General features: G+C 66.7%; 27 protein-coding genes. 12 read left to right on the top strand and 15 right to left on the bottom strand.

Translation table 11 applies throughout. The annotated features are described in order from the left end of the window. The first annotated feature begins 248 nt into the window (after positions 1–248). The 7 genes from AC6CIE_RS19285 (at position 249) to AC6CIE_RS19315 (ending at position 6,553) form a co-directional block, all read left to right on the top strand. Positions 249–812, top strand: a complete 564-nt coding sequence (locus AC6CIE_RS19285; protein ID WP_175122585.1) for a 3-hydroxyanthranilate 3,4-dioxygenase — start codon at positions 249–251, stop codon at positions 810–812. Position 813: 1 nt separating this feature from the next. After that, positions 814–1,821, top strand: a complete 1,008-nt coding sequence (locus AC6CIE_RS19290; RefSeq protein WP_498093406.1) for an amidohydrolase family protein — start codon at positions 814–816, stop codon at positions 1,819–1,821. A 127-nt stretch (positions 1,822–1,948) separates the two neighbouring features. Next, the gene (locus AC6CIE_RS19295; RefSeq protein ID WP_498093408.1) at positions 1,949–3,124 is read left to right on the top strand and encodes an ABC transporter substrate-binding protein; all 1,176 of its coding nucleotides are present in this window, start codon (positions 1,949–1,951) and stop codon (positions 3,122–3,124) included. Between the two features lie 40 nt (positions 3,125–3,164). Continuing rightward, complete coding sequence (locus AC6CIE_RS19300; RefSeq protein ID WP_498093410.1) at positions 3,165–4,085, top strand: branched-chain amino acid ABC transporter permease; 921 nt, start codon at positions 3,165–3,167, stop codon at positions 4,083–4,085. 13 nt (positions 4,086–4,098) lie between these two features. Next, positions 4,099–5,082 carry a branched-chain amino acid ABC transporter permease gene (locus tag AC6CIE_RS19305; RefSeq protein WP_498093412.1) on the top strand — a complete coding sequence of 328 codons (984 nt, stop codon included), beginning with the start codon at positions 4,099–4,101 and terminating at the stop codon, positions 5,080–5,082. Next, the gene (locus AC6CIE_RS19310; protein WP_498093414.1) at positions 5,079–5,846 is read left to right on the top strand and encodes an ABC transporter ATP-binding protein; all 768 of its coding nucleotides are present in this window, start codon (positions 5,079–5,081) and stop codon (positions 5,844–5,846) included. The genes AC6CIE_RS19305 and AC6CIE_RS19310 overlap by 4 nt, the downstream gene beginning before the upstream one ends. Next, on the top strand, positions 5,843–6,553 hold the full coding sequence (locus AC6CIE_RS19315; protein ID WP_498093416.1) for an ABC transporter ATP-binding protein: 711 nt from the start codon (positions 5,843–5,845) through the stop codon (positions 6,551–6,553). Before AC6CIE_RS19310 ends, AC6CIE_RS19315 begins: the two co-directional genes overlap by 4 nt. Positions 6,554–6,576: 23 nt before the next feature. Here AC6CIE_RS19315 and AC6CIE_RS19320 read toward each other — a convergent pair whose 3' ends face one another. The 9 genes from AC6CIE_RS19320 to AC6CIE_RS19360 form a co-directional block, all read right to left on the bottom strand. Next, on the bottom strand, positions 6,577–7,632 hold the full coding sequence (locus AC6CIE_RS19320; RefSeq protein WP_498093418.1) for an Ldh family oxidoreductase: 1,056 nt from the start codon (positions 7,630–7,632) through the stop codon (positions 6,577–6,579). A gap of 9 nt (positions 7,633–7,641) precedes the next feature. Continuing rightward, positions 7,642–9,162, bottom strand: a complete 1,521-nt coding sequence (locus tag AC6CIE_RS19325; protein ID WP_498093420.1) for a mannitol dehydrogenase family protein — start codon at positions 9,160–9,162, stop codon at positions 7,642–7,644. Positions 9,163–9,221: 59 nt separating this feature from the next. After that, entirely contained in the window at positions 9,222–10,757 is a 1,536-nt protein-coding gene (locus AC6CIE_RS19330) for a UxaA family hydrolase (RefSeq protein WP_175137541.1), read from the bottom strand. A gap of 32 nt (positions 10,758–10,789) precedes the next feature. Beyond that, a complete protein-coding gene (locus AC6CIE_RS19335) occupies positions 10,790–11,656 on the bottom strand; it encodes a fumarylacetoacetate hydrolase family protein (protein ID WP_498093422.1) in 867 nt (288 codons plus the stop codon). Positions 11,657–11,687: 31 nt separating this feature from the next. Next, the gene (locus AC6CIE_RS19340) at positions 11,688–12,434 is read right to left on the bottom strand and encodes an SDR family oxidoreductase (protein WP_498093424.1); all 747 of its coding nucleotides are present in this window, start codon (positions 12,432–12,434) and stop codon (positions 11,688–11,690) included. A gap of 12 nt (positions 12,435–12,446) precedes the next feature. Then, positions 12,447–13,856 (bottom strand): TRAP transporter large permease, encoded by a 1,410-nt coding sequence (locus AC6CIE_RS19345; protein ID WP_175122573.1) that lies wholly within the window; start codon positions 13,854–13,856, stop codon positions 12,447–12,449. 64 nt (positions 13,857–13,920) lie between these two features. After that, positions 13,921–14,547, bottom strand: coding sequence for a TRAP transporter small permease (locus tag AC6CIE_RS19350; RefSeq protein ID WP_498093426.1), 627 nt, complete (start codon positions 14,545–14,547; stop codon positions 13,921–13,923). A gap of 130 nt (positions 14,548–14,677) precedes the next feature. Then, positions 14,678–15,652: a sialic acid TRAP transporter substrate-binding protein SiaP gene (locus AC6CIE_RS19355; protein WP_175122571.1), complete on the bottom strand. Its 975-nt coding sequence runs from the start codon at positions 15,650–15,652 to the stop codon at positions 14,678–14,680. A 139-nt stretch (positions 15,653–15,791) separates the two neighbouring features. Then, the gene (locus tag AC6CIE_RS19360; protein WP_175122570.1) at positions 15,792–16,505 is read right to left on the bottom strand and encodes a FadR/GntR family transcriptional regulator; all 714 of its coding nucleotides are present in this window, start codon (positions 16,503–16,505) and stop codon (positions 15,792–15,794) included. A gap of 173 nt (positions 16,506–16,678) precedes the next feature. On the opposite strand from AC6CIE_RS19360, the gene AC6CIE_RS19365 reads away from it, so the two are divergent. The 3 genes from AC6CIE_RS19365 to pyrF are packed head-to-tail and all read left to right on the top strand — an operon-like array spanning position 16,679 to position 19,270. Further along, on the top strand, positions 16,679–17,077 hold the full coding sequence (locus AC6CIE_RS19365) for a diacylglycerol kinase (protein ID WP_056325453.1): 399 nt from the start codon (positions 16,679–16,681) through the stop codon (positions 17,075–17,077). A gap of 49 nt (positions 17,078–17,126) precedes the next feature. Continuing rightward, complete coding sequence (locus tag AC6CIE_RS19370; RefSeq protein ID WP_343737341.1) at positions 17,127–18,446, top strand: NAD(P)/FAD-dependent oxidoreductase; 1,320 nt, start codon at positions 17,127–17,129, stop codon at positions 18,444–18,446. A 5-nt stretch (positions 18,447–18,451) separates the two neighbouring features. Next, a complete protein-coding gene (pyrF, locus tag AC6CIE_RS19375) occupies positions 18,452–19,270 on the top strand; it encodes an orotidine-5'-phosphate decarboxylase (RefSeq protein ID WP_175122568.1) in 819 nt (272 codons plus the stop codon). A gap of 140 nt (positions 19,271–19,410) precedes the next feature. Here pyrF and AC6CIE_RS19380 read toward each other — a convergent pair whose 3' ends face one another. The 6 genes from AC6CIE_RS19380 to ribBA all read right to left on the bottom strand — a co-directional run bounded on the left by AC6CIE_RS19380 (position 19,411) and on the right by ribBA (position 23,853). Next, positions 19,411–19,977, bottom strand: a complete 567-nt coding sequence (locus AC6CIE_RS19380; protein WP_498093428.1) for a CinA family protein — start codon at positions 19,975–19,977, stop codon at positions 19,411–19,413. Beyond that, on the bottom strand, positions 19,974–20,480 hold the full coding sequence (locus AC6CIE_RS19385; RefSeq protein ID WP_498093802.1) for a phosphatidylglycerophosphatase A family protein: 507 nt from the start codon (positions 20,478–20,480) through the stop codon (positions 19,974–19,976). The genes AC6CIE_RS19380 and AC6CIE_RS19385 overlap by 4 nt, the downstream gene beginning before the upstream one ends. A gap of 63 nt (positions 20,481–20,543) precedes the next feature. Then, entirely contained in the window at positions 20,544–21,509 is a 966-nt protein-coding gene (thiL, locus tag AC6CIE_RS19390; RefSeq protein ID WP_498093430.1) for a thiamine-phosphate kinase, read from the bottom strand. A gap of 149 nt (positions 21,510–21,658) precedes the next feature. Beyond that, entirely contained in the window at positions 21,659–22,168 is a 510-nt protein-coding gene (nusB, locus tag AC6CIE_RS19395) for a transcription antitermination factor NusB (RefSeq protein ID WP_175122565.1), read from the bottom strand. After that, a complete protein-coding gene (gene ribH / locus AC6CIE_RS19400) occupies positions 22,137–22,667 on the bottom strand; it encodes a 6,7-dimethyl-8-ribityllumazine synthase (protein WP_175122564.1) in 531 nt (176 codons plus the stop codon). The genes nusB and ribH overlap by 32 nt, the downstream gene beginning before the upstream one ends. Positions 22,668–22,677: 10 nt before the next feature. Then, a complete protein-coding gene (gene ribBA / locus AC6CIE_RS19405; protein WP_175137536.1) occupies positions 22,678–23,853 on the bottom strand; it encodes a bifunctional 3,4-dihydroxy-2-butanone-4-phosphate synthase/GTP cyclohydrolase II in 1,176 nt (391 codons plus the stop codon). 148 nt (positions 23,854–24,001) lie between these two features. On the opposite strand from ribBA, the gene AC6CIE_RS19410 reads away from it, so the two are divergent. Together AC6CIE_RS19410 and AC6CIE_RS19415 are read left to right on the top strand one after the other, a co-directional pair. After that, entirely contained in the window at positions 24,002–24,820 is an 819-nt protein-coding gene (locus tag AC6CIE_RS19410; protein WP_175122562.1) for an HAD-IIB family hydrolase, read from the top strand. A gap of 20 nt (positions 24,821–24,840) precedes the next feature. Further along, positions 24,841–25,656, top strand: coding sequence for an IclR family transcriptional regulator (locus AC6CIE_RS19415; RefSeq protein ID WP_105240545.1), 816 nt, complete (start codon positions 24,841–24,843; stop codon positions 25,654–25,656). Positions 25,657–25,789: the final 133 nt, after the last annotated feature.

Below are 25,789 nucleotides of genomic sequence, written 5' to 3' on the forward strand. Positions count from 1 at the left end.
CGACGACGCGCCCGGCGTCTTAAGAACAATCCGCAGGCACCAAGACCGTCCCATTCCTCTCAAGATCAATCCGCTCGCCAGTGAACCGCTTCGCGCTTCGAAGCCGGCCGTCTGCGCTACACGACCGAGGCCACCAGGGAAACCCCGCGATAGATAACCCGCATATCCACCCCCACAATTTCTATTGTGCAGCCCCCCGCTCCCCCGCCTAGACTCTCCCTCATCAAGCGACACCCACGGAGTTCCTCATGCCTGCCTACGGCCCGCCGTTGAATTTCCAGCGCTGGATCCAAGACCACGCGCATCTGCTCAAGCCCCCCGTCGGCAACCAGCAGATCTGGCAAGACAGCGACTTCATCGTCACCGTAGTCGGCGGACCCAACCATCGCACCGACTACCACGACGACCCGCTGGAAGAGTTCTTCTACCAGATACGCGGCAACGCCTGGCTTTCCTTGTGGATCGACGGCAAACCCGAACGCGTCGACTTGAAGGAAGGCGACATCTTCCTCTTGCCCCCGCACGTCCGCCACTCCCCCCAACGCCCCGAAACCGACAGCGCCTGTCTCGTCATCGAACGCCAGCGCCCAGAAGGCCTGCTCGACGGATTCGAGTGGTACTGCCCGCATTGCCGCCACCTCGTGCATCGCGTCGAAGTCCAGCTCAAGAGCATCGTTACCGACCTGCCCCCGCTCTTCCAGGCCTTCTACCAAAGCCAGGAAAAACGCACCTGCCCCGGCTGCGGCGAAATACATCCCGGCAAAGGCCAAGCCCCGTCCGCGCAGCCCACCCCCGCCCAGGCATCCACCTAAGATGATCCAGAAAATCGACATGCACGCGCACTTCTTCCCGCCGATCACCCGGCAGGAAGCCGCTGCGCTCGACCCCGTCAACGCGCCCTGGCTGCGTCCCGACGGCAACGGCACGACCGGCCAGATCATGGCTGGCGACCGCCCGTTCCGCCCCGTCGACGCCACCCTCTGGGATCCCGCGCTGCGCATCGAGCAGATGGACCGTCACGGCGTCGATGTTCAAATCCTGTGCGCCACGCCCATCATGTTCGGCTACACCTACCCCGCGCAGGCTGCCGCCGATTGGGCCGCACGCATGAACGACCTGGCGCTCGAACACTGCGCCCACGCCCCCGCGCGCCTCAAATCCCTGGCCCAAGTGCCCCTGCAGGACCTCGACCTCGCCTGCCGCGAAGCGTCCCGATCACGCGCCGCCGGCCACCTGGGCGTCCAGATCGGCAACCACGTCGGCCCGCGCGACCTCGACGACGACACGCTTGTCCGGTTCCTCATCCACTGCGCCAACGACGACATTCCCGTCCTCGTGCATCCGTGGGACATGATGACCGACGGCCGCATGAAGAAATGGATGCTGCCGTGGCTTGTCGCCATGCCCGCCGAAACCCAGCTCGGCATTCTGTCGCTGATCCTTTCCGGCGCCTTCGAACGCATTCCCCGCAGCCTCAAGTTGTGCTTCGCCCACGGCGGCGGCAGCTTTGCGTACTTGCTCGGAAGGGTCGACAACGCCTGGCGCCATCGCGACATCGTCCGCGAAGACTGCCCGCATCCGCCATCGTCTTACACCGACCGCTTCTACACCGACAGCGCCGTCTTCGACCCGCGATCGCTACGCCTGCTCATCGACGTCATGGGCGAAGACCGCGTCCTGCTCGGCTCCGACTACCCCTATCCGCTGGGCGAACAGGAAGTCGGCAAGCTCGTCACCCACGCCGACCTGGTGCCCGGCGTGCAGCAGAAGATTCTGTTCCGCAACACGATGACCTTCTTTGGCTTGCAGGCGCAGCAATGAAATAGGGCTGCAATGAGTTAGGGCAGCAATGCAGTAGCGCAGCAGTGAAACCACGCGCCAGCGAATCCACGCACCCGCGCGCCATCACATCCACGACCGTGACACACGGCATAGCAAGGGGAATCACATGAAACGCATCCATACGCTGGCCGCCGCCGCGGTGCTCGGGCTGTCGCTACACGCGACCGCCCAAGCCGACGTCAAGATCGGCCTGCTGACCACGCTGACCGGCCCCGGCTCCGTGCTCGGCCAAGACCAGCTCGACGGCTTCATGCTCGCCGTCGACCAAGGCGGCGGCAAGCTCGGCGGCGTGGCCGTGCAGGTCATCAAGGAAGACGATCAGTTCAAGCCAGAGGTCGGCGTCCAGGCCGCCCGCAAGCTCGTGCAAAGCGACAAAGTCCCCATCATCACCGGCGTCGTCTACTCCAACGTCATGCTCGCCGTCGTGCGGCCTGTGACCAGCGCCGGCGTCTTCCTCGTGGGCTCCAACGCCGGCCCCACCAATCTTGCCGGCAAGGACTGTTCGCCGTTCTTCTTCTCCACATCCTGGAACAACACCCAGCGCCACGAAGGCAGCGGCGAAATGGCCAACCAGATGGGGTTCAAGAAGGTCTATCTGCTGGCCCCCAACTACCAAGCCGGCAAGGACGCCATGGCCGGCTTCAAGCGCTTCTACAAAGGCGACGTCGTCAACGAAGTGTTCACGCAGGTCAACCAGCCCGACTACTCCGTCGAACTGGCCGCGCTGGCCGACGCCAAGCCCGACGCCGCATACGTCTTCTTTCCTGGCGGCATGGGCGTGAACTTCATCAAGCAGTACCGCCAGGCCGGACTCTTCGGCAAGATCCCCCTGCTGTCGGTGGACACCATCGACGGCGCCACGCTGCCCGCGTTGCAAAAGGACGCGTTGGGCGCCGTCACCAACGTGCCGTATTCGCCCGACCTGGACAACGCCGCCAACAAGGCCTTTGCCGCAGCCTTCCGTCAGAAATATGGACGCGAGCCGTCCAGCTACGCCGCGCAATCCTATGACGCCGCCCAGTTGATCGGCTCGGCGCTCAAGAAGACCGGCGGCAAGACCGACGACAAGGACGCGTTGCGCAAGGCGCTGGAAGCCGCCGACTTCCAATCCGTGCGCGGCGAATTCCGCTATCAGCCCAACCACTTCCCCGTGGCCGGGTTCTTCCGAGCCGACGTGGCCGAGAACGCCGACGGCAAGGTCGCGTTCGTCAACAAGGGCCCCATCTTCCCCGACCTGTCCAAGGTCTCTGACCAGTACGCCGCCCAGTGCGTCATGAAGTGAAGCGGGCGGCCCCGAGGGCCGCCAGCAAGGGGGTGTAGCCATGTCCACGACGCTGCTGCTGGTGCAGGCCTTGAACGGCCTGCAACTCGGCATCCTGCTGTTCCTGCTGGCCGCCGGCTTGACGCTGGTGTTCGGCATCATGAATTTCATCAACCTGGCGCACGGGTCGCTGTACATGATGGGCGCGTTCATCGCGGCCACCGTGTTCCGGCACACCGGCTCGTTCCTGCTGGCCGCCGCCGCGGTCGTCGCGGGCATGGCGCTGCTCGGGCTGCTGCTGGACCGGATCGCGCTGGCGCGGCTGTATCCGCGCGATCACCTGGACCAGGTGCTGGCCACGTTCGGCTTCATCCTGTTCTTCAATGAACTGACCCGCATCCTGTGGGGACCCGCGCCGATCAGCATGGGGCTGCCGTCCTGGCTGTCCGGCACCATCGCCATCCTGGGGGTCACGTATCCGCTGTACCGGTTTCTCATCATCGTGGTCGGGCTGCTGGTTGCGGCGGGGTGTTACCTGCTGATCCATCGCACGCGGCTCGGCATGCTGATCCGCGCCGGGTCCACGGACCGCATGATGGTCGGCGCACTGGGCGTGAACATCGCGCGCCTGAACACGCTGCTGTTTGTGCTGGGCGCGGTGCTGGCGGGCCTGGCCGGACTGATGGCTGGTCCCATTCTGTCGGCGCAGACGGGCATGGGCGAACCCATTCTGATCCTGACACTGGTCGTCATCGTGATCGGCGGCATCGGCTCGGTGCGCGGCGCGTTCCTGGCCGCGCTGATGGTCGGGCTGATCGACACGCTGGGCCGCGCGCTGCTGCCGACCCTGCTGCGCGCCGCCCTGCCCCCGGCCGCGGCCAATGCCGCAGGCCCCGCCATCGCGTCGATGCTGATCTACATCGTCATGGCGCTGGTGCTTGCGATGCGGCCGCAAGGCCTGTTTCCCGTCAGGCACGGATAAGGACGGCGACGCCATGTTCAAGTTATCTCCCCGCACGCTGGCCGCCGCCGCGCTGCTGCTGTTGTTCGCCCTGGTGCCGCTGTACGCGCAGTGGCAGGGCGAGCCGTTTTTGCTGGCCCTGTTCGGCCGCGTGCTTGTATATGGCATTGCGGCGCTGGCGCTCAATCTGCTGTTGGGCTACGGCGGCATGGTGAGCTTCGGCCATGCGCTGTATCTGGGCCTTGGGGCATACTCCGTCGGCGTGCTGTCGCACTACGGCATCGAAAGCGGCTGGTGGCATCTTGCTGGCGCCATCGGCGCGTGCGCGGTCGTCGGGATCGTCAGCGGGTATGTGGTCATGCGCACCAACGGCATCGCGTTCATCATGATCACGCTCGCCTTCGCCCAGATGTTCTATTTTCTGGCGACGGGGCTGGAAGGCTTCGGCGGCGACGACGGCATGTCGCTCTTTGCCGGCAGCGACTTTGGCCTCTTCCGGCTGGACACGCCGCTCGCGCTGTATTGCACGGCCTTCGGCGTGCTGCTGCTGGTGCTGTGGCTGATGCACCGGTTGATCCACGCGCCCTTCGGCATGGCCCTGCGCGGCTGCCAGGCCAACGAGCGCCGCATGCGCGCGCTGGGCTTTCCCACACTGCGTTACCGGCTTGCCGCCTATGTGATCTCCGCCGTCATCTGCGGCGTCGCGGGCGTGTTGTTGGCGAACCTGACCATGTACGTATCGCCGTCGTACCTGGCGTGGACGACCTCCGGCGAACTGATCGTGATGGTGGCGCTGGGCGGCATCGGCACGCTGTTCGGCCCGGTGGCGGGCGCGCTGGCGTTCCTGCTGCTGGAGGAAGGATTGAAGCTCATCACCGAGCACTGGATGCTGGTCATGGGCCTGTTGATCGTCGGCGTGGTGCTTGCCTCGCGGCGCGGTGTCTACGGCAGCCTGTCGCCCGCGCCGTGGCGTCTGCCCAGCAAGACGGCGCCCCACCCCACCGGAGAGCCGCAATGAGCGCCTTGCGCATCGAGAACCTGGAAAAGCGCTACGGTGGGCTGACGGTCACCGACAAGCTGTCGCTGGACGTGGCCAGCGGCGAGCTGCACGCCGTGATCGGCCCCAACGGCGCCGGCAAGACCACGCTGATCGGGCAGCTGAGCGGCGAGCTTCGGCCCGACGCCGGTCGCGTGCTGCTCGACGGCAAGGATGTCACGCGCATGCCGGTGGAAAAACGCGTGCGACACGGCCTGGCGCGTTCGTATCAGATCACCTCGGTCTTCAAACCGTTCACCGCGCTGGAGAACGTGGCGATGGCGGTGCAGGCGCGGCGCGGCCACAGCTTCCGGTTCTGGCGGCCCGTGCTGTCGACACCGGCGTTGACCGAACCGGCCCGCGAGGCGCTGGCACTGGCAGGCCTGTCCGCGCGCGAGAACACGCCGGCCAGCGAACTTGCCCACGGCGAGCTGCGCCAGCTTGAACTGGCCATGGTGCTGGCGTGCCAGCCGTCGCTGCTGCTGCTGGACGAGCCCATGGCGGGCATGAGCCAGCACGAATCCGAGGCCATGACGCGACTGCTGCTGTCGCTGCGCGGCCGCTACACGATATTGCTGGTGGAACACGACATGCAGGCCGTCTTCGCCCTGTCCGACCGCATCACCGTGCTGGTGTACGGCCGCGCGCTCGCGTGCGGCACCGCCGACCAGATCCGCGACGATCCGCAGGTTCGCGAATGCTATCTGGGCAGCGAGCGCGGCCGCACCCGGGAGGCCCGCGCATGACTGCCCTGCTCTCGCTACGCGGCGTCACCGCGCATTACGGCGCCAGCCAGGCGCTCTTCGGCATCGACCTGGACATCGCGCCGGGAGAATTTGTGACCCTGCTGGGACGCAACGGCATGGGCAAGTCCACCACCGTCAAGGCGGTGATGGGCCTGAATTCCGCCTCGCGCGGCGCCATCACTTTCGATGGCGCGGACATCGGGCGGCTGCCTCCCTACAAGGTCGCGCAGTGCGGCATCGGGCTGGTGCCCGAAGGCCGTCACGTCTTTCCCAACCTGTCGGTGCGCGAGAACCTGGTGGCCACCGCGCACAACCGGCAAGGCGTCGCGCAGCCCTGGACGCTGGAACGGGTGTACGCGCTGTTCCCGCGCCTGTCTGAACGCGCCAAACATTTGGGCAGTCACCTGTCGGGCGGCGAACAGCAGATGCTGGCCATCGGCCGCGCATTGCTGACCAATCCCCGGCTACTGATTCTGGATGAAGCGACCGAAGGGCTCGCGCCCGTCGTGCGCGAAGAAATCTGGGCCGCGCTGGAGACGCTGAAGCAGACCGGTCTAGCCGTGCTGTGCATCGATAAGAACCTGGAGCCGCTGCTGGCCACCGCCGACCGCCACGCCATCGTGGAAAAGGGGCGCGTTGCGTGGACGGGTACGTCGCAGGAATTCCTGGACGACGAAGCGCGGCTGCTGCAGTACCTGGGGGTGTAGGAACAGGGCCGCGCGTTACGCCACTACGCCTGGCGCGTCGCCGGCAGCGCGACGCCCAGCCGGCTGCTCCAGGCCTGCATCTCGTCCCACAGCGCGGGCGGCACGGGCAGACCTAGCTGTTGCCGTTCCCGCTCGTGGTCGGCCTCCGGATCACCGGGCATGCGGGGCGCGCCGGGCGCCTGCGACAGCTCGACGGCCATCCCCGCCACCACGGCAGCCAGCGCCGCGCCCCCGGCAAAGCGCGCCGGATCAATGACGATGAAGAACGCGCCCAGTTCGCGCGGCTGGTCCAGCGCCTCGTACATCGACGAGATGTGCGGGCCGAACGGATTGCCGTTCAGCGGTCCACACAGCAGCTCGACCATCATCGCAAGGCCATAGCCCTTGTAGCCGTATTCCTCGCCGCCCAGCGGTCGCAGGGCGCGTGCGGCGTGCGCGGCGGTGCAGTCCGCGCCGTTCTCGTCCAGCGCCACGCCCGCCGGCAACGCGACACCGTCGCGCCGGGCATTCATGACGCGGTTCCACGGAATGGCGGTCGTGGCCATGTCCAGGCATAGCGGCGCGCCGTCCGCGCGCGGAAAGGCCAGCGAGATGGGATTGGTGCCGAAGAAGGCTGCACGCCCGCCATAGGGCGCGGCGATCGAATCCGAATGCGTGAAGGCAATGCCGATCAAGCCCTCCCGGGCCGCCGCACGGCTGTACAGCCCGATCGCCCCGCAGTGCGAGGAATCGCTGACGCCGACCGCCGCCACGCCGGTCTCACGGGCCATCTCGATGGCCAACGCATTGGCCCGATGCGCCACCACGATGCCCTGCCCCCGGCCGCCATGCACCTGCGCAGTTCCCGGCCCAGTGCGCGCGATGCGGACGTCGGGCCGGGCCAGGATCGAGCCGTGCGCCACGCGATTCAGGTAATGCGGCAGCCGCGCGATGCCGTGCGAATCGATGCCCCACAGACTGGTCTGCGCCAGGCTGTGGGCCAGGTACCGCGCGTCGTCGGCGGGAAAGTCCTGCGCCAGCAGGCACGCCTCGGCCCAGCGTTCCCAATCATCGGCGGTCACGCGGCTGTCGGCGTCCATGCGGGTCTCCTAAGTGGCTGCTTTCACGGCGTGGAGGACGCCGTGTTCGCGCAGCGTTTCAAGATGCTTGGTCAGGCACTCAACGAACACGGCCGAATCGCCCAGGTCGCCGAACACGGGTTTGAAGCGCGCCAGCACCGTTGCGCGCCGCTGCGCCGCCTGCGACGGCTTGGCGGCGTGCGCGGCCACCTCGGCGCGCGACAGCAGGCGGTCCAGCCGTGCCGCGATCGGATCCTGAATGGCGTAAACGCCGCCCTGCTCGTCTTCGCCGCGCAGGTAGTTCAGCCACGCGGCCACCGCCAGGCACAGGCGATCAATGCCGTGGCCGGCGCGCAGGCGGTCGCGGATCGTGTCCAGCAGGCGTTGGGGCAGCTTTTGCGAACCGTCCATGACGATCTGCGCCAGCGGATGCGGCAGCGCCGGATTGGAAACCCGGTTCAGGAAGCGCAGACGGTACTCGACCAGCCCCGCCTCGGGAATGCCGCGCAGGGTGGGCGCGATCTCTTCGCGCATCATGGCCTCGATGAACGCGCGCAGCGCCGGGGTGTTGGCGGCGTCGGCCATGGTGTGCAGGCCCAGGGTCGCGCCCAGGTAGGCCAGCGCCGAATGCGGCCCGCTGACCATGCGCAGCTTCAGCCGTTCATAGGGCGCCGCGTTGCTCACGAAGGTCGCGCCGCCCTGCGCGTCCCACGCCGGGCGGCCGGCGGCGAACTTGTCTTCGATGACCCAGTTCAGGTAGGGCTCGCCCAGCACGGGCCAGGCGTCCTCGACGCCCAGGCGGCCGGCGATCCGCTGGCGGTCCTGGTCTTCGGTGGCCGGCACGATGCGGTCGACCATGGAATTCGGGAACGTGCAATTGCGGTCGATCCAGTCGGCCAGCGTCACGTCCACCCGCAGCGCAAACGCCAGCACCAGGCTGCGCAGCGTATCGCCGTTGCCGCGCAGGTTGTCGCATGACATCAGCGTTATCGGCGGCAGGCCGCGTTCGCGGCGCAAGGCCAAGCCGTGCACCAGAATGCCGATGGTGCTGCGGGGCCGGATGGGGTCTTCCAGGTCGTGCAGGATGTCGGGATCGTCCCAGCGCAGGTGGCCGGTGGCGGGTTCGTGGCTGTAGCCCTTTTCCGTCACGGTCAGGCTGACGATGCGGGTCTGCGGGTACGCGATGCGTTCGAGGACCGCGTTGGGGTCTTCGTCGGCCACCATCACGCGCAGCACGGACCCCACAATGCGCAGGTGTTCCCGGTCCTGCCCGTCCGGGCCGGCGTCGCGCACGGCAAGGGTATACAGGCCGTCCTGCGGCGTCAGCGCATCGCGCGTGGCGGGATGGCGCAGGGACACGCCCAGGATGCCCCAGCTCAGGTCGCCGCTGGCCTGCATGGCCTGGTCCGTGACCACCGCCTGATGCGCCCGGTGAAAGGCGCCCAATCCCAGATGGACGATGCCCGGCGTCAGCCGGCTGCGGTCGTAGCTGGGCTTTTCCACGTCGGCGGGCAGACGCGGCAATGACTCGGAATTCAGACGTTCAAGCATGGGTGCGCAATGTCTAAAAGGGGCGACGCCAGGGTATAGCACGCCCCGAGCCGTCTTCGCTACATCACCGCGCCAAGTTGCCACGGAACGAATTCGTTTTGCCCGTAGCCATGCGTCTCGCTGCGGGTGCGACGGCCCGACGCCGTCTGCAGCATGAGCTGAAAAATTCGCTCGCCCATCTGCGCCACGCTTTGCGCGCCGTCGACCACTTCGCCGCAGTTGATGTCGATGTCGTCGGCCTGGCGCTGCCACAGCGCCGTGTTGGTGGACAGCTTGAGCGATGGTGCGGGCGCGCAGCCATAGGCGGACCCGCGGCCGGTCGTGAAGCAGATCAGGTTGGCGCCACCGGCCACCTGGCCGGTGGCCGAGACCGGGTCGTAGCCCGGGGTGTCCATGAAAACCAGTCCGCGGGTGTGCACGGGCTCGGCGTATTCATAGACGTCAGTGAGGTTGGTCGTGCCGCTCTTGGCGATGGCGCCCAGCGATTTTTCCAGGATGGTGGTCAGGCCGCCCGCCTTGTTGCCGGCCGAGGGGTTGTTGTCCATCTCGGCGTCGTTGCGGGCGCAGTAGTCTTCCCACCATCGCACGCGCGCCAGCAGCTTGTCCGCCACGGCGGGGGTCTGCGCCCGGCGCGTCAACAGGTGTTCGCCACCGTAGATCTCGGGCGTCTCGGACAGGATCGCCGTGCCGCCGTGGCGCACCAGCAGGTCCACCGCCGCACCCAGCGCCGGGTTGGCGCTGATGCCCGAATAGCCGTCCGACCCGCCGCATTGCAGGCCCACGGTCAAATGGCTGGCGGGCACGGCCTGGCGCTCGACACGGTTGGCCTGCTCCAGCATGCGTTCGACCAGTTCGATCCCGCGCGCCACCGTCTTGCGCGTGCCACCCGTATCCTGGATGTTGAACGTATGCAGCATGCCGCTTTCGCGCAGGTGCTCCTGCTCCATCAGCCCGCCGATCTGGTTGGTCTCGCAGCCCAGCCCCACGACCATCAGCCCGCCAAAGTTGGCATGCCGCGCGTAGCCGCCCAGCGTGCGCCGCAGCACGCGCAGCGGTTCGCCGTCGCTGCCGGTGGCACAGCCCGCGCCGTGCGTCAGCGCCACGACGCCGTCCACGTTCGGACAGGCGGCCAACGCCTCGGGCCGGATGTCGCGGCGGAAGTGGTCGGCGATGGCGCGGGCCACCGTGGCCGAGCAGTTCACGCTGGTCAGGATGCCGATGTAGTTGCGGGTGGCGATGCGGCCGTCGGCGCGCACGATGCCGTCAAACATGGCCGGCGCGTCCACAAAGTCCGTCGGATGCGCATCCTGCCCGACCGCGTAGTCACGCTCGAAATCCGAGAACTCCAGGTTCTGCGTGTGGACGTGCTGACCGGGCGCGATATCCTGCCGCGCCACGCCGATGATCTGGTTGTAGCGGCGCACCGGCTCGCCGGCCGCGATGGCGCGCACCGCCACCTTGTGGCCGGGCGGCACCAGCCCCACGACCGTCACGCCCTCGCCTTCCAGCCGCGTGCCACTGACTAGCTGGCGCCGGGCGATCACCACGTTGTCCGCCGGGTGGATGCGTATGACTGCGGTATCGGTCTGCGACATGAGGACTCCGGAAGGCAAGAGGGTGAAGCGGATCAGCCGTCGATCAGCGCGGGATCCCAGGCGTGGACGCGCTGGCGCTGTTCACCCAGGCCGGCGATGCCCAGTTTCATCTCGTCGCCCGCCTTCAGGTAGACGGGCGCGGGCTTCTGGCCCATGCCCACGCCGGGCGGCGTGCCGGTGCTGATGAGGTCTCCGGGATACAGCGTCATGAAGCGGCTGACGTACGACACCAACTGCGCGACGCCGAACACCATGGTGCGGGTACTGCCGTTCTGGTAGCGTTTGCCGTTGACCTCCAGCCACATCTCCAGGTCCTGCGGATTCGGGATTTCATCGGCCGTCGCCAACCACGGGCCGATGGGGCCGAACGTGTCGCAGCCCTTGCCCTTGTCCCAGGTGCCGCCGCGTTCGATCTGGTATTCGCGCTCGGACACGTCGTTGACCACGCAGTAGCCGGCCACGTGCTTCATGGCGTCGGCCTCGCTGACATAGCGGGCCTTCTCGCCGATCACCACGCCCAGCTCGACCTCCCAGTCGGTCTTGACCGAATCCTGCGGCAGCACGACCGCATCGTTGCAGCCCACCACGGCCGACGTCGTCTTCATGAAGATGACGGGCTCGGCCGGCACCGGCAGTCCGGACTCGGCGGCGTGGTCCGCGTAGTTCAGGCCGATGCAGATGAACTTGCCCATGCCGCTCCACGGCGGCGCCACGCGGCCCGGTTGCGACACCAGCGGCAGCGATGCCGGATCCAGCGCGCGCAGTTCCGCCAGCTTGGCGGGCACGAGCGTCTGGGCGGTGATGTCGGCAACGACGGACGACAGGTCGCGGACCTGGCCCTGGGCGTCGATCAGCGCGGGCTTTTCTGCGCCCTTGGCGCCATATCGCATCAGTTTCATAGCGGTTTCCTTGTTGCTGGAAAAAGAGAAGTCAGTTGGACCAGCCGCCGTCAATCACTTGTGCGGTGCCGGTGGTGAAGGCGGATTCGTCGCTGGCAAGATACACCGCCAGCGCGGCGATCTCTTCGGCGCGGCCGATGCGGCCCATCGGCTGGCGCGCGGTGAAGGCGGCCTCGACCGCCGCGACAGGCTGGCCGCTGGCCAGCGCCTGCGCGTCGATGCGTTGGCGCAAGGACGGCGACTCGACCGTGCCCGGGCAGATCGCGTTGCAGCGGATGCCCTGGCCCACGTAGTCGGCGGCGACCGCCTTGGTCAGGCCGATGACGGCCGCCTTGGTGGCGCCGTAGGCGCAGCGGTTGGGCGCGCCCTTGATGCTGCCGGCCACCGACGCCATGTTGACGATGGACCCCGAGCCACGCGCCAGCATCGCCGGCAGGCAGGCGCGGATCAGCAGATACATCGAGCGCACATTCAGGTTGAACGAAAAATCCCAGGCGTCTTCGTCGCAGTCCAGGATGGTGCCGGCGTGCACGAAGCCCGCGCCATTGAACAGCACATCGACCGCCCCCGCGTCGTGCGCCAGCGCGCGCACCGCGCGCGCATCGGTCACGTCCAGCACCTGCGTGCGGCAGCCGGACAGGGTTTCCAGCGCGGCCCCGTTCAGGTCCACGGCCAGCACGTCGGCGCCCTCATTCGCGTAGGCCATTGCCACGGCGCGGCCAATACCCTGCCCGGCGGCGGTGACGATGGCGGTCTTGCCTTGCAGTCTTCCTGACATGTTCGCGGTTCCTTATTTGCCGGCCATGCCCATCGCGGTGGGCAGCCACAGGGTGATCTGGGGGACGTAGGTGATGGCGATCAGGGCCACGAACAGCGGCACCAGCCACGGCAGGATGGCCATCGTGGTGCGCTCGACCGACAGCTTGGCCACCCGCGCCAGCACGAACAGCACCATGCCCATGGGCGGATGCAGCAACCCGATCATCAGGTTCAGCGTCATGATGAGCCCGAAGTGGATCGGATCGATGCCCAGCTTCAGCACGATGGGCAGCAGGATCGGCACCAGGATGGTGATGGCCGCGATGGTGTCGATGAAGCACCCGACGATCAAAATCAGGATGTTCGCCATCAGCAGGAACACCCACTTGTTTTGCGTCACGCTCAGGATCGCGTCCGTCAGCGCCTGCGCCGCCTGCGTGGTGGTCAGCAGCCATGCAAACACCGACGCGGCCGTCACGATGAACAGGACGGACGCGGTGGTCTCGATGGTGTCGAACGAGGCCTTGGCCAGCGTCTTGAACGTCATGGAGCGATAGCGCACCAGCCCCAGGAACAGCGCCCAGATCACGGCGGCCACCGCGGCTTCCGTGGGCGTGAACCAGCCCAGCGTCATGCCGCCGATCAGGATCACCGGCGCCATCAGCGCCATGACCGCCGAGAAGTTGAACTTCCAGTCCAGCAGCAGCAGGGCCGCGAACGAGATGCCGGTGGCGATGTTGGGCGACACGCCCGCCAGCGTCATCAGCCAGATCGACAGCGGAAACGCCAGCACGATCAGCACTTCCAGCCCCGCGCCGCCCAGCCGCTTCCAGTTGAACGCCACGTCGCCGCCCCAGTTGTTGCGGCGCGCGTAGTAGGCGACGGTGAGCATCATCAGGATGGTCAGCACCAGGCCGGGGATCAGGCCTGCCAGAAACAGCGACCCGATCGACACGTTGGCCATCATGCCGTAGATGACGAACGGCAGCGACGGCGGAATGATGGGACCCAGCGTGGCCGACGCGGCCGTCACCCCGACCGCGAATTCGGTCTGGTAGCCGTGGTCCTTCATAGCCTTGATCTCGATGGTGCCCAGGCCGGCAGCGTCGGCGATGGCGGTGCCCGACATGCCCGCAAACACCACCGAGCCGATGATGTTCACCTGCCCCAGCCCGCCACGCATCCAGCCCACCAGCGCCACCGCGAAGTTGTAGATGCGGCCCGTGATGCCGGCGATGTTCATCAGGTTGCCGGCCAGGATGAAGAACGGCACGGCCAGCAGCGGAAACGACTCGACGCCCGCGATCATGCGTTGGGCAATGACGACGTCCGGCACGCTGCCGGAGATCAGGATAAACAGCAGGGAGGCCCCCGCCATCGAGACCGCCACCGGCAGCCCCATGATCATCAACAGCAGAAAGCTTCCTATCAGGGTGCCCATGTGTCGCTCCTGGCAAGGCACTGCGGATTGGGGGAGGTTCTGTCCAGCGATTCAGTGCAGCAATTCAATCCAACGACTCATAGGCCGCGGGATTCTCCAGGATCGAATAGCCCTGCCGCCAGTTCTGCCAAGACACCTGCAACGATCGCAGGAACATCATGGCGAACCCGGCCAGCGCCACCCAGTACACGAAGGCCTTGTTCCAGAACAGCGTGGTCATGGGCTCGTCGCCCACCAGCACGATGTAGCGGTACGTCAGCCACACCGCATAGCCAAAAAAGGCCGTGCGCAGGATGTCGATCAGCGTGGACAGCACGCGGCCGGCGGGCTTGGGCAGGTAGCGGTAAAGAAAGTCCACCTGGATGTGGCGGCACGCGCGCACGCACATCGCCGATCCCAGAAACACCACGCCGATCAGGCAGTACACCGCCAGCTCCTCGGTCCAGGCGTACGAATCGTTCAGCACGTAGCGCGAAAAGAACTGCAGGAAGACCAAGAGCGCCATCGCCCAGAACATCGCCAGACAGACCCAGTCTTCCGGCTGGTAGCCGGCCAGGCTGACGTCGTGATGATCGGCTTCCTCGAAACTCTGGACGATCTCGTCCACCGAGGAGACGTGATGCGGGCCGGGCGGCTGTTCCGGCGGATGGCTGACGGCCGCCATCGGCGCGGCCTTCGCGTTGGAGTGCATGGAATTCCCCTCGTGCGGGATCGGTCAAGCTATCGCGTCAGGCGATTGCCGGAAGCGATGCGGTCAGGCGATGCATTCAGGCGCTGCATTCAGGCACAGCGGGCCGCGGCAACGGCCCGCCCGCCGTGGTTCACTTCACCGCCTGGATTTTTTCCCAGTCCGACTTCTCGTAGCCGTACTGCTTGAACGGCACCTTCTCCAGCACGGTATTGCGGAAGTCGTCGATATTGACCTCGGCCACCGTCAGGCCACGCTGCTTGAACACGTCGACCATCTTTTTCTCGGACGCCGCCACCTCGGCCGACGCCTTTTCCGCTGCCTGCTGCGCGACTTCCGCAAAGATCTTCTTGTCCTCGTCCGACAGGCTCTTCCAGAGCTTGCCGGAGATCACCGTGTTCAGGTGATCGACGATGTGGCCCGTGAGGATGATGTTCTTCTGCACCTCGTAGAACTTCTTGGCCTCGATCGTGGTCAGGGGATTTTCCTGCGCCTCGACCGTGCCGTTCTGCAGGGCCAGGTAAACCTCGGCAAACGCAATGGGCGCGGTGTTGGCGCCACAGGCACGCGGCATGGCCAGGTACGCGGCCACGTCCGGCACGCGGATCTTCAGGCCCTTCATCTCGCTGCACTTGGTGAACGGCTTGTTGGACGTCGTCTGGCGCGTGCCGTAATACGTGGTCGCGACGATGTGGTTGCCGCTCTTTTCGTCGTAGCCGCGCGTGAGCTCTTTGTAGATGTCGCTCTTGGTGTAGGCGATCAGGTGCTCGGGGCTGCGGAACGTGTAGGGATAGTAGGTGACGCCGATGCGCGGAAAACTCTTGGCCGCGAAGCTGGACCCGGAAATGATCATATCCACCGTGCCGAGCGTCAGGCCCTGGTTGATGTCGTTTTCCTTGCCCAGTTGCGAGGCCGGATAGACATCGATGTGATAGCGGCCGTTGGTGCGCTTCTCGATTTCCTGGGCGGCCCACACCGACGAGGTATGGAACGGTTCGGAAGTCTCGTACACGTGCGCCCACTTCAGTTTGGTCTGCGCCAGTGCAGAGCCGCTGACGGCTAGCGCGACGGCGGCAAACAGCACTTTGATAGCGTTGCTCGGCTTCATGTTGTCTCCTCTCTTTGAGGTGGCGGGCTCGGCGGCCACGCGTCATGTTTTACATATGGAGTTCACCTACTGGAGCTGCACCTTCGTACTGCGACTGCGATCTGCCATCGGCGCCCATAAAGGGCGCCGGCAGCCATTGCTATTCAGCGCGCAACGCTTCGGCCGCGCCGGGCCAGCTGGCCATCAGGCGGTCGTACGAGCAGGAAAGATGGTCACGCATGGCGGCCCGCGCGCCCTGTTCGTCACCGGCCGCGATGGCGTCGATGACGCGGCGGTGTTCGGTGATGGCGACGGCCCAGCTGTCGGAATTCTCGAAGTAATCGCCCAGCTTCACGGAAAGCGGGTTGTGGCGTTCGTCGAAGAGTTCGCCCACGACGCGCACCAGCACGGCGTTGTTGGCCATTTCGGCCACGCGCAGGTGAAACAGCCGGTCGCCGCGGATGGGCACGCTGCCGGCCCGTGCCTCGTCTTCCATGGCGTCGACGGCTTCGCGCAGGCCCTCCACCAGCGCGGGCACCGGATTCAGTGCGGCCTGCGCGGCCAGCTCGCTTTCGATGGTGCGGCGGGCGCGGATGGTTTCAAGGGGGCTTTCGGCGGTGAGGCTGGCGCGCGGTGCGACGCCCGGGCTTTGCACGTACACGCCCGAACCCATGCGCACCTCCACCCAGCCTTCGACCTCCAGCGCAATCAGCGCCTCACGCACCGACGGCCGCGACACGCCCAGCTTCAGCGCCAGGTCGCGCTCGGGCGGCAGCCGCGCACCAGCCGGAAACTCGCCGGCCTCGATCAGCAGGCGAAGCTGATCGGCGATCTGGCGATACAGGCGGCGAGGTTCGATAGTCTGAATCGGCATGAGGAAGACAGCTCGATGACAGGACGAAACGGTAAAGTGGCCTTACCAATTGACCAGAATCCTGCGCCTGCTGCCGTTGGGTCACAATTAGGGTTTGCCCATAGGCACGCGGTGTGCCACGCGGGCAACCCTTATCTGTTAAAAAGCCGCCACCACGGCTTTCTTCCGATTCCATGACCCACGATCCGCAACACTCGCCCTTCAAGAGCACCGGCGGCGCGCGCCGCATCCTCAATGCGCTGCGCTATTCCTGGCAGGGCCTGAAGGCGGCCGTCAAATACGAGGCGGCCTTCCGGCAGGAACTGGCCCTGGCCGTGCTGATGATTCCGGCGGCGTTCTTTCTGGGCCGCACCACGGTCGAAGTGTTCTTCCTGGTGGGCGTGGTGGTCATGGTGCTGGCGGCGGAACTGCTCAATTCCGCCATCGAAGCGCTTGCCGATGCGCTGTCCGTCGAACGCCATCCCCTTCTGGGGCGGGCCAAGGACCTGGGCAGCGCGGCGGTGATGCTGCTGCTTATATTCGCCGGAACGGTCTGGGTGGGGGTGGCCATCAGCCGTTTCGTCATGCATTGACACGGGTTCGCACCGCGACGGGGATGCGACTCTATTTATACTGGGAGCCATGATGCCTCAATCGACGTCAGCACCCTCCAAGCGCATCGTCATCGTCGGCGGTGGCGCAGGCGGCCTCGAACTGGCCGCCAAACTGGGCCGTACACACGGCCGCGAACACATCACTCTGGTCGACAGCCGCCCCTTCCATATCTGGAAGCCTTCGCTGCATGAAGCGGCGGCGGGCACGCTGGACATCCACCAGGAAGGCCTTTCGTACCTGATGCTGGCTCACCTGGACGGCTTCTCGTTCACCCAGGGCCGTCTTGAAAGCATCGACCGCGAACGCCGGTTGATCACGGTGGACGCCGTCAACGACGCGCAAGGCCAGGAAGTCCTGCCGCGCCGCGAACTGGCGTACGACACGCTGGTGCTGGCGCTGGGCAGCACGTCCAACTTCTTCAACACGCCAGGCGCGGCTGAACATGCGGTCACGCTGGACACCACCGAAAACGCCGAGCAATTCCGCCTGACCATGCTCAAGGCCATGGCGCTGGTGGACCAGGCCAAGGTGCGCAATCCGTCCGCGCGCCTGGACCTGGTGATCGTCGGCGGCGGCGCCACCGGCGTGGAACTGGCGGTGGAACTGACCGAAGCCAGCCACGTCGTCAGCGCCTATGGCCTGCCGAACTTCCGCGCGGATCGCGATCTGGCGATCACGCTGGTCGAAGGCGCGCCGCGCATCCTTTCCGCGCTGCCCGAAAAGATTTCGGTCGCGGCGACCAAACGCCTGACCGAACTGGGCATCCGCGTCGAGACCTCCTGCCGGGTGTCCGAGGTAACGGACAACACCGTGCGCACGGCCGACGGCCGCGAATTTCCGGCGCAATTGTGCATGTGGGCCGCGGGCATCAAGGGTCCGGCGCTCCTGGCCGACCTGGGACTGCCGCTGAACAAGCTGGGGCAGATCGAAGTCAACGAGCGGCTCGAATCGCCCGACCCGCACATCGTGGCGCTGGGCGATTGCTGCGCGGCGCCGTGGCGCGACGGCCGCACCGTGCCGGCCCGCGCGCAGGCCGCGCACCAGCAGGCCGACTACCTGGCCAAGAAACTGACGGCCCGGCTGCGCAACAACCCCGAGCCCACCGAGCCTTACGTCTACCAGGATCACGGGTCGCTGGTGTCGCTGGGCCAGGACGCCGGCGTGGGCAGCCTGATGGGCAAGCTCGCCGGACGGGGACTGTTCGTAAGCGGTACACTGGCGCGCCTGATGTACATGAGCCTGCACCTGATGCACCACCGCGCGGTGCTGGGCGCCTCGCGTACCGTCTCCCTCGCCCTGGCCCGCCTGCTGATGCGGCGTACGCGCCCGCGGGTCAAACTGCACTGAATCCCATGAATTTCCTGCAAAAACTCGAACACGCCTGGACCACCAGCAACTCGCTCCTGCAAGTCGGGCTGGATCCCGACCCGCAGCGCTTTCCGCGCGAATTGCAGGACAAGCCGGACGCCATCTTCCAGTTCTGCCGCGACATCGTCGACGCCACCGCGCCGTATGCCTGCAGCTTCAAGCCGCAGATCGCGTACTTTGCCGCGCACCGCGCCGAAGATCAGCTCGAAGCGCTGTGCCAGCACATCCGCGACAAGCACCCCGACCTGCCCATCGTGCTGGACGCCAAGCGCGGCGACATCGGCTCCACCGCGGAAAACTACGCCCGCGAAGCCTACGAGCGCTACCAGGCGCACGCGCTGACCGTCAGCCCGTACATGGGTCTGGACTCGGTGGAACCCTACCTGGCGTGGCGCGATCGCGGTGTGATCGTCCTGTGCCGCACGTCCAATCCCGGCGGCTCGGACCTGCAATTCCTGAAGATGGACAATGGCGAGCCGCTGTACCTGCACGTGGCGGGGCTGGTGGCCGACAAATGGAATGCCAACGGCCAATGCGGTCTGGTGGTGGGTGCGACGTTCCCGAATGAACTGGCCGCCGTGCGTCAGCGCATCGGCGACGCCCTGCCCCTGCTGGTGCCGGGCATCGGCGCACAGGGCGGTGACATCACCGCCACGGTGAACGCCGGCGCCAACGCGGCGCGCAACGGCATGATGATCAACTCGTCGCGCGCCATCATCTACGCCAGCGGCGGCGACGATTGGCGCGAGGCCTCCGCTGAAGCCGCCAAGGGCCTGCGCGACGCGATCAACGCGGTCCGCTGATTCGCCAGACCACAAGCGGCAAAAGCCGCTGCACGGTGCGTAAACGCACGGTGCAGCGGCTTTTTTCATTTCAGCGCCGGGAATTTCTGCGCTGGCTTTTTAACGCCAGGATTCTGCGCCGGTAAAACCGGCGCGGGATTTCAGCGCCGGTTGATTGGCACGCCGGCAAATTCCAACACCGCCCGCAGCGCGAACTCCACCGCCGCCTGGCGCACCTGCCCCCGGTCGCCCTGGAACACATGCGTCACCGCGCGGCTGCTGATGCCGTCGCCCACCCGCATGGCAAAGCCGAAGCACACCATGCCCACCGGTTTGCCCGGCGTGGCGCCGCCCGGACCGGCGATGCCGGTGGTCGACATCGCGACGTGCGCATTGGGCACGGACAGCAGCACGCCGTTGGCCATTTCCAGCGCGATGGGTTCGCTGACCGCGCCAAAGTGATGCAGCGTTTCAGGCGACACCTCCAGTTCGGTAACCTTGGCGTCGTTGCTGTAAGTGACGAAGCCGCGCTCGAACCATTCGCTGGAACCGGCCACCGCGGTAATAGCGCCGGCCAACAGGCCGCCGGTGCAGGATTCGGCGGTGCCCAGCATCCACCCCTGCTGCCGCAGCACGTCGCCCAATCGTTCGGACAGGCCGAGTATCGTCGCTTCCGACAACTGCGCGGCCGACAGATTGGTCCGCGCGCCTTCAAGCTGATCGTTCATCCCAAGACTCCTGTGCGGGCCACCAGCGCCATCACCAGCAAGGCGTAGCCGGCAGCCACGATATCGTCCCACATGACTCCGAAGCCGCCCTTGATATGGGCGTCGAAGAACTTGATGGGTGGCGGCTTGACGATGTCGAACGTGCGGAACAGCACGAACGCCAGCGCCTGCGACAACCAACCGGCCGGCGTCAGCCACAGCACCAGCCAGAACGCCACCATCTCATCCCAGACCATTCCGACATGATCCGGCTGCTGGAGTTCTCGGCCGACGCGATGGCAGGCCCAGCATCCATACAGAAATGCCAAGGTCAGGAACACGCCGATGGCCAGGTCCGACGCCGCAGGCGCCGCCGCCACCCAGATGCCCCAAGCAAGCAGCGTGCCCCACGTACCGGAGGCAGGGCGGATCAGTCCGCTGCCAAAGCCGAACGCGATCAGCCGGCCGGGATCACGGCAGACCCAGGACACGGCCGGGTACGCGGCCCGGCTGCGATCGCGCATGGAGGTGGAGTGCTTATCAGTGGAAGACATGGGAGTTGGGTCAGAACGACAGGAGGCCGCGGATCAGTCCGCGGGAAAGTGATCGAAACCGGCGGGCAGGTCCGCCAGCGGCTGGCCGTGCGCATCTACGACGGCCATGCCGGGCTGCGGCAAAATCTCGCCCACGCGGGTCACCCGGGAGCCGGCAGACGCGGCGGCCGCCAGCACGGCTTCGCGCCGAGACGCTGGCGCGGTGAAACACAGTTGGTAGACGTCGCCACCTCCCAGCAGCGCGCGTTGCAGCGGTGCCGCATCCAGAACGGCCAGCGCGGGCGCCATCGGCAGATCCGCGAATTGCAGGCGGGCGCCGACTCGGCTGGCGGTCAGAATGTGCCCCAAATCCTGCAACAGGCCGTCGGACAGGTCGATAGCTGCGTTCGCTAGACCGCGCAGCGCAAGGCCCAGCGCCACTTGCGGCTCGGGCCACTCCAGCGCGGCGCGCGTGGCGGCCAGCAGTGTGGCGTCGGCCGGGTACTGCCCGTCCAGAAGCCGGTAGGCCACGTCGGCCGCACCCAGTTCCCCGGACACCCAGATGTCGTCGCCCGCCTGCGCCCCGTCGCGACGCAGCGCCTGTCCGACCGGCACCGAGCCGAACACCGTCACGCTGATCGCCAGATCATGCGCGCTGCGCGTGGTATCGCCACCAATGAGCGGACAACCGTGGGCCGCCGCCAACGCGTGAAAGCCGTCGGCAAACGCCGCCAGCCATGGTTCACGCAAGTGGGGCAACGCCAGGCCCAGCACGCAGCCAATCGGGCGCGCGCCCATGGCAGCCAAGTCGGACAGATTCACCGCCAGCGCCTTGTGGCCCAGCGCTTTGGGATCAACATCGGGAAAGAAATGCCGGCCTTCCAGCAGCAGATCCGTGCTGGTGGCCACCTGTTCACCGGGCGGAACAGGAAACAGCGCGCAGTCGTCGCCAACACCTAACAGGTCGGCCGGCGCGGCACGCGTGAAGTAGCGCGCAATCAGATCAAATTCAGACGCCACCGCGCCTCCTAAGCGGCGTTCAAGAATCGCCGTCGACTTCTAACGGGTGCCCCGCAGCGGGGCCGCGCGGATCCGGGCTCCGCCGGTCCGCAGCGGCGCCCCCTGGGGGGAAGCGCGAAGCGCTGCGGGGGGGGGGGACTCCGCCCCCCCTATCGGCGTTGTTGCGCCGCAGCCTGGACTTCGTGCGCGCGAACGTCGGCGGCCAGCTTGTCGAGCACGCCGTTGACGAACTTGAAGCCGTCGGTGCCGCCAAACGACTTGGCCAGTTCCACGGCCTCGTTGATGGCGACCTTGTACGGGACTTCGACGTGATGAATCAGTTCGAAGCTGCCGATCAGCAGGATGCCATGCTCAACGGGCGACAGCTCGGCCAGCGGGCGGTCGACGTAGGGCGTGAAGCGTTCGCGCAGGGTGGGCGCCTCGCGCAGCACGCCGTGCAGCAAGGTCTTGAACCATTGCGCGTCGGCCTCGGAGAAGTCCTCGGTGTCGCGCAGATGGGCGTCGATCTCGCCGGCGTCCTGCGTGCCTTCGCCGCCGCGCAGCAGCCACGCGTACACGCCCTGCAGCGCGAATTCGCGCGCACGGCGGCGCGCGCTGCGCGCGTTGGCGCGGGCCTGCGCCGCGCTATCAGCGCTGGTCGTCGTCTTCTTCGTCGTCAAAATCTTCGTCCTCGTCGTCTTCGTCTTCGTCTTCTTCCTCGGGTTCCAGCGCTGCCACCAGATTGGCCATTTCGACGGCCACCTGGGCGCAGTCGCGGCCCTTGCCGGCCGCGCGGGCCTGCGCCTGCTCGTCGGTGTCGACGGTCAGCACGCCGTTCGCGACGGGGACGCCGGTTTCGAGGGAGATACGGGTGATTGCCGTGGCCATTTCATTGCTGACCACTTCAAAGTGATAGGTTTCGCCGCGGATGACCGCGCCCAGCGCGATCAGGGCGTCGAACTCGAACGTTTCGGCCATGTGGGACAGGGCCACGCCCAGCTCCAGGGCGCCGGGCACGGTGGCGACCATGACGTCGCGCTCGTCCACGCCCAGTTCGGCCAGTTCCTTCAGGCACGCTTCGAGTTCGGCCTGGCCGATTTCTTCATTGAAGCGGGCGCGTACGATGCCGATGTGCAGCCCTTCGCCGTTCAGGTCGGGGGTAAGGATGTAAGGGTTCATGTGTCGGCCTTCAGTGTGTTGCGGGAGTGTTCTGCGGGTCGCAATCGTAACCCGTAATGGTGAGCGAGAAGCCCGCCATGCTGGGCATCTTGCGCGGCCGGGCCAGGAGCCTCATTTGCCCCACGTTCAGGTCGCGCAGAATCTGGGCGCCGATCCCGTAGGTGCGCAGACCGAAGCGGTCGGCGTTCGCAGGATTGGCCTGCGCCTTCGGGTCGTTCCAACCTGCAATCTGGCCAAACAGATGTTCCGTGGAAGACTGGCAGTTCATCAGCACCAGCACGCCGGCCGGGGCGGCGGCGATGGCCTCGAGCGCCTGGGCCACGCCCCAGCTATGCGGGCTGGCGCCGGTATCCAGCACATCCAGCACGGACGCGGGCTCGTGCACGCGCACCAGCGTCTCGGCGTCGGGAGTCACATTACCATGCACCAACGCCAAATGGGCGGAGCCGGTGGCGGCGTCTTCGTAGGCCACGGCCTCGAACGTGCCCCAGGCCGTCTGCATGGTGCGCTTGCCCACGCGCTTGACGATGGACTCGTGCTCGCTGCGGTATTGGATCAGGTCGGCGATGGTGCCGATCTTCAGGTCGTGCTGGCGGGCGAATTCCACCAGGTCCGGCAGGCGGGCCATCGTGCCATCGGGTTTGAGGATTTCGCAGATGACGGCGGCGGGCGTCAGGCCCGCCATGGCGGTCAGGTCGCAGCCGGCCTCGGTGTGGCCGGCGCGCACCAGCACGCCGCCGGGCACGGCGCGCACCGGGAAGATGTGGCCGGGCTGGACCAGATCGGCCGGCTTGGCGTCGCGCGCCACGGCCACCTGGATGGTGCGGGCGCGGTCGGCGGCCGAAATGCCGGTCTCGACGCCCTCGGCGGCTTCGATGGACTGCGTGAAATTGGTGCCGTAACGGGTGCCGTTGCGGGCGGCCATCATCGGCAGCTCAAGCTGGCGGCAGCGTTCTTCGGTCAGCGTCAGGCACACCAGGCCGCGGCCGTGGGTAACCATGAAGTTGATGGCTTCAGGCGTGACGAATTCGGCGGCCATGACGAGGTCGCCCTCGTTTTCGCGGTCTTCTTCATCAACCAGAATGACGATGCGGCCGGCGCGCAGCTCGGCGATGATCTCGGCAACCGAAGCGATGCCGAAGGATTCCGGCTCGGAGCCGGACAAGGAGGACAACTGGACGGACATGGCGTGACACGTAAACCAGGCGGGAAAGCCCGGATTTTACCGCCCTCGCGGGCCGAACCCCTATTGGCGTCTTGCCGCCCCGTCCGGACAGGGGCATCCGGTTAAACTTTCGCCCGGAGATCCCCCAGAAAAACGAAGGAAAAACCTCATGCAAGCCCTTGCGGCCATGCCTTTGAACGTCGCGGCAGCCGTCCGCGTCGTCTTGACCGACATCGACGACACGCTGACCACCGAAGGCCGCCTGCCGGCCGACGCGTACGCCGCACTTGAACGCCTGGAACAGGCCGGCATCCAGGTCGTGCCGATCACCGGCCGCCCGGCCGGCTGGTGCGACCACATCGCCCGCATGTGGCCGGTGCGCGCCGTGGTCGGCGAGAACGGCGCGTTCTATTACGCCTACGACCGCCAGGCCCGCCGCATGACCACGCATTACTGGACCGACGCCGCCTCGCGCCAGGAAAGCCGCAAGCGGCTGGACGCCATCCGCGACCGCGTACTGGCCGAGGTGCCGGGCAGCGCCGTCGCCAGCGACCAGGACTACCGCGTGGCGGACCTGGCCATCGATTTCTGCGAAGACGTACCCGCCCTGCCCGACGCCGCCATCAGCCGCATCGTCCAGATCTTCCAGGACGCCGGCGCGCAGGCCAAGGTCAGCTCCATCCACGTCAACGGCTGGTTTGGCGACTACGACAAGCTCACCATGACGCGCACGATGTTCCAGCGCGAGTTCGGCATGGACGTGGCCGGCGCCCTGGACAGCACGCTGTTCATTGGCGATTCGCCCAACGACGAGCCGATGTTCGCCTATTTCCCGATCTCGGTCGGCGTGGCCAACATCCAGGCCCAGTTGCACCGCCTGACGCACCGCCCCGCCTTTGTCGCCGCCTTTCATGGCGGCGGCGGCTTCGTCGAAATGGCCGACCGGCTGCTTGCCGCCCGTCAGTCCTCCCAAGTCCAGCCGGCCTAACGGCTTAAGGTCAGCACACCGTGGCAACTTCCAAGACCGCGGCGCCCGCCGCCAACGACGGCCGCCGCAGCATCCAGTCCATCGAGGTCGGCGTGCCGCTCCTGGCCGCGCTGGTCGACGCGGGCAAGCCCCTGACGCTACGCGACCTGGCGGCCGGCGCGGGCATGACGTCCGCCAAGGCGCACCCGTACCTCGTGAGCTTCATCCGCGTCGGACTGGTGCAGCAGGACGCCGTCACCGGCCAGTACGAGTTGGGCCCGTTCGCCCTGCAGATGGGGCTGGTCAGCCTGCAGCGCCTGGACCCGGTGCGCGTCGCCATGCCGGAAATCGCCAAGCTGCAGTCCGACATCGGCCACACGCTGGGCATCGCGGTGCTGGGTTCGCACGGCCCCACCATGATCCACATGACCGAAGCCAGCTATCCGGTCCACGTGAACATGCGCAAGGGCACCGTGATGTCCATGCTGCACACCGCCACCGGCCTGGTGTTTGCGGCGTGGCTGCCGCCCAAGGTCAGCGAGCACTACATCGCGCGCGAAGAAGGCGACACCGCCGTCATCGCCAGCGTGCCGCCGCCCCGCAAGGCCTCCCGCGCCAACATCGAGGCGCAACTGGCCGACATCCGCGTGCACGGCATGGCCCGCGCGCTCGGCAATCCGCTGCCGGGCGTGGACGCGCTGTCGGTGCCGGTGTTCGACAACACGGGCAGCATCGTGCTGGCGCTGACCAGCCTGGGCCCCACCGGTCTGTTCGACGTGTCGTGGGACGGCGCGATCGCGCGTCCGCTTATCGCGTGCGCCCAGGAAATCTCCCGCAAGCTGGGCTTTCGCGGCTGAGCGCGTTTTCGCGCAATAACGAACACAAAGCGAACAAAACGAACAAAAGACGAAAAGAAAGGCAGGGACTTTCCCGAGTGTGCCGTCCCCCGTTGTGTGTTTGAATTCAGCAAAGATTCAATTCATACCTACA

This window comes from Achromobacter sp. GQ309 (assembly GCF_059759315.1).

Excerpts from the sequence above, each read along its gene's own strand:
- ribH (WP_175122564.1), bottom strand. The coding sequence starts at position 22,667 with ATGAACCCTTACATCCTTACCCCCGACCTGAACGGCGAAGGGCTGCAC.
- AC6CIE_RS19290 (WP_498093406.1), top strand. The coding sequence starts at position 814 with ATGATCCAGAAAATCGACATGCACGCGCACTTCTTCCCGCCGATCACC.
- AC6CIE_RS19360 (WP_175122570.1), bottom strand. The coding sequence starts at position 16,505 with ATGCCGATTCAGACTATCGAACCTCGCCGCCTGTATCGCCAGATCGCC.
- AC6CIE_RS19295 (WP_498093408.1), top strand. The coding sequence starts at position 1,949 with ATGAAACGCATCCATACGCTGGCCGCCGCCGCGGTGCTCGGGCTGTCG.
- AC6CIE_RS19330 (WP_175137541.1), bottom strand. The coding sequence starts at position 10,757 with ATGTCGCAGACCGATACCGCAGTCATACGCATCCACCCGGCGGACAAC.
- AC6CIE_RS19340 (WP_498093424.1), bottom strand. The coding sequence starts at position 12,434 with ATGTCAGGAAGACTGCAAGGCAAGACCGCCATCGTCACCGCCGCCGGG.
- AC6CIE_RS19310 (WP_498093414.1), top strand. The coding sequence starts at position 5,079 with ATGAGCGCCTTGCGCATCGAGAACCTGGAAAAGCGCTACGGTGGGCTG.
- AC6CIE_RS19350 (WP_498093426.1), bottom strand. The coding sequence starts at position 14,547 with ATGCACTCCAACGCGAAGGCCGCGCCGATGGCGGCCGTCAGCCATCCG.
- pyrF (WP_175122568.1), top strand. The coding sequence starts at position 18,452 with ATGAATTTCCTGCAAAAACTCGAACACGCCTGGACCACCAGCAACTCG.
- ribBA (WP_175137536.1), bottom strand. The coding sequence starts at position 23,853 with ATGTCCGTCCAGTTGTCCTCCTTGTCCGGCTCCGAGCCGGAATCCTTC.
- AC6CIE_RS19380 (WP_498093428.1), bottom strand. The coding sequence starts at position 19,977 with ATGAACGATCAGCTTGAAGGCGCGCGGACCAATCTGTCGGCCGCGCAG.
- AC6CIE_RS19335 (WP_498093422.1), bottom strand. The coding sequence starts at position 11,656 with ATGAAACTGATGCGATATGGCGCCAAGGGCGCAGAAAAGCCCGCGCTG.
- AC6CIE_RS19285 (WP_175122585.1), top strand. The coding sequence starts at position 249 with ATGCCTGCCTACGGCCCGCCGTTGAATTTCCAGCGCTGGATCCAAGAC.
- AC6CIE_RS19385 (WP_498093802.1), bottom strand. The coding sequence starts at position 20,480 with ATGCGCGATCGCAGCCGGGCCGCGTACCCGGCCGTGTCCTGGGTCTGC.
- AC6CIE_RS19300 (WP_498093410.1), top strand. The coding sequence starts at position 3,165 with ATGTCCACGACGCTGCTGCTGGTGCAGGCCTTGAACGGCCTGCAACTC.
- AC6CIE_RS19370 (WP_343737341.1), top strand. The coding sequence starts at position 17,127 with ATGATGCCTCAATCGACGTCAGCACCCTCCAAGCGCATCGTCATCGTC.
- AC6CIE_RS19365 (WP_056325453.1), top strand. The coding sequence starts at position 16,679 with ATGACCCACGATCCGCAACACTCGCCCTTCAAGAGCACCGGCGGCGCG.
- AC6CIE_RS19320 (WP_498093418.1), bottom strand. The coding sequence starts at position 7,632 with ATGGACGCCGACAGCCGCGTGACCGCCGATGATTGGGAACGCTGGGCC.
- AC6CIE_RS19355 (WP_175122571.1), bottom strand. The coding sequence starts at position 15,652 with ATGAAGCCGAGCAACGCTATCAAAGTGCTGTTTGCCGCCGTCGCGCTA.
- AC6CIE_RS19325 (WP_498093420.1), bottom strand. The coding sequence starts at position 9,162 with ATGCTTGAACGTCTGAATTCCGAGTCATTGCCGCGTCTGCCCGCCGAC.
- AC6CIE_RS19315 (WP_498093416.1), top strand. The coding sequence starts at position 5,843 with ATGACTGCCCTGCTCTCGCTACGCGGCGTCACCGCGCATTACGGCGCC.
- AC6CIE_RS19410 (WP_175122562.1), top strand. The coding sequence starts at position 24,002 with ATGCAAGCCCTTGCGGCCATGCCTTTGAACGTCGCGGCAGCCGTCCGC.
- AC6CIE_RS19345 (WP_175122573.1), bottom strand. The coding sequence starts at position 13,856 with ATGGGCACCCTGATAGGAAGCTTTCTGCTGTTGATGATCATGGGGCTG.
- AC6CIE_RS19305 (WP_498093412.1), top strand. The coding sequence starts at position 4,099 with ATGTTCAAGTTATCTCCCCGCACGCTGGCCGCCGCCGCGCTGCTGCTG.